The sequence below is a fragment of the Methylobacterium sp. WL116 genome, from assembly GCF_008039455.1.
Lineage (GTDB): Bacteria > Pseudomonadota > Alphaproteobacteria > Rhizobiales > Beijerinckiaceae > Methylobacterium.
The window spans coordinates 1-1,785 of record NZ_VRUV01000722.1 but is presented as its reverse complement, the minus strand read 5'-3'; the positions used below and the strand labels follow the sequence as shown (position 1 = coordinate 1,785).

General features: G+C 70.0%; 2 pseudogenes. Both read left to right on the top strand.

Annotation, left to right across the window (positions count from 1 at the left end):
* A pseudogene (locus tag FV223_RS26650) lies at positions 1-1,296 on the top strand (TolC family outer membrane protein); the annotation flags it as partial.
* Positions 1,297-1,493: 197 nt separating this feature from the next.
* A pseudogene (locus FV223_RS32170) lies at positions 1,494-1,785 on the top strand (hypothetical protein); the annotation flags it as partial.

Below are 1,785 nucleotides of genomic sequence, written 5' to 3'. Positions count from 1 at the left end.
ACGCTGGAATCGGCGCTCGCCAAGGCCTACGGCGGCAACCCGCAGCTCAACTCCAGCCGCGCCGGCGTCCGCGCGACCGACGAGGGCGTCGCGATCGCGAAGTCCGGCTATCGCCCGACCGCCAGCATCAGCGCCGACATCGGCTCCCAGTACCTCGAAGGCCGCGTCTCCGGAGCGCAGCTCGCGCAGACGACGACGCCGGGCGGTGCGGGCCTCACCGTCAACCAGACATTGTTCAACGGGTTCCAGACCGACAACAACACCCGCCGCGCCGAGTCGAACGTCTACAGCCAGCGCGAGAGCCTGCGCTCCACCGAGATGTCGGTGCTGTACGGCGGCGTGCAGTCCTACATGAACGTGCTCAGCAACACCGCGACGCTGGAGCTGAACCGCAACAACGTCGAGGTGCTGGAGGAGCAGCTCCGCCAGACCCGCGACCGCTTCAACGTCGGCGAGGTCACCCGCACCGACGTCGCCCAGGCCGAGGCGCGCCTCGCCGGCGCCCGCTCGCAGGTCAGCGTCGCGGAGTCGGCCCTGCGCACCAGCATCGGCACCTATCGCCAGAACATCGGCGTCGAGCCGCGCCAGCTCGCCCCGGGCCGCCCGCTCGACCGCTACGTGCCGGCCAACCTCGATTCGGCGATCGCGATCGGCCTGCAGGAGCATCCGCAGATCCTCTCGGCGCTGCACGCGGTCGACGCGGCCGAGGCGCAGGTCAAGGTGCTCGAGGCCGCGCTGTATCCGACCGTCGGCCTGCAGGGCAGCGTGCAGCAGCGCTACGACCAGACCTTCCCCGGCGACAACTTCTTGTCGGCGTCGATCGTCGGGCGGGTGACGATCCCGCTGTACCAGGGCGGCCAGGAATACGCGCAGATCCGCCAGCAGAAGGAAGTCGTCGGCCAGACCCGCATCCAGGCCGACCTCGTCCGCGATCAGGTCCGCGCGCAGGTGGTCGACTTCTGGGGCCGGCTCGAGGCCGCCTAGGCGCAGGTGATCGCCGCCCAGGCCCAGGTCCAGGCCAACGAGGTCGCGCTGAACGGCGTCCGCGAGGAAGCCCGCGTCGGTCAGCGCACGACCCTCGACGTGCTCAACGCGCAGCAGGAACTGCTCAACGCCCGCGTGAACCTGATCACCGCCCAGCGCGACCGGGTGATCTTCTCCTACGGCGTGGTCCAGGCGATCGGCCGTCTGACGGTGCGCTACACCGCGGTGCCGGTGGCGGTCTACAGCGCCAAGGTCCACTACGACCAGGTCAAGGATCTCTGGTACGGCGTCCGCTCGCCGGACGGCCGCTGAGGCGGCGTGATTCGCGCCCGCGACCCGAGGGTTCCGGCGGGCGCGGGCAAGCGGAATACGGGCAGGCGGAATAACGGCGCCCGGCGGGTGATTTCCCGAGGACTGTGCTCCGGCTGCGCTTGTCGCGTGCGCGCGGCGTGGAATACTCCATTCGACAGCCTTTTTTCGTCCCTCCCACCTTCTCGAGCGCCGTCCGGATGAGTGCAGCGAGCCCCAAGATCCAGGACAAGGCGGCGGAGAAGGCGCACGAGCCCTCCATGGAGGAGATCCTGGCGTCGATCCGCCGGATCATCGCCGACGATCAGGCGGTGAAGCCGCCCGAGCCGGCCGCGGTTCGCCCCCCCTCGCACGAGAACGACGACGTGCTCGACCTTGCCGAGATGGAAGAACCCGCGCCGCCGCCGCGCCCCGCCGCCAAGCCGGTGCCGCTGGAGCTCGAAACGCTCGATTTCGACGCGCACCAGCCGCTCGACCATCACCGGCAGGTTG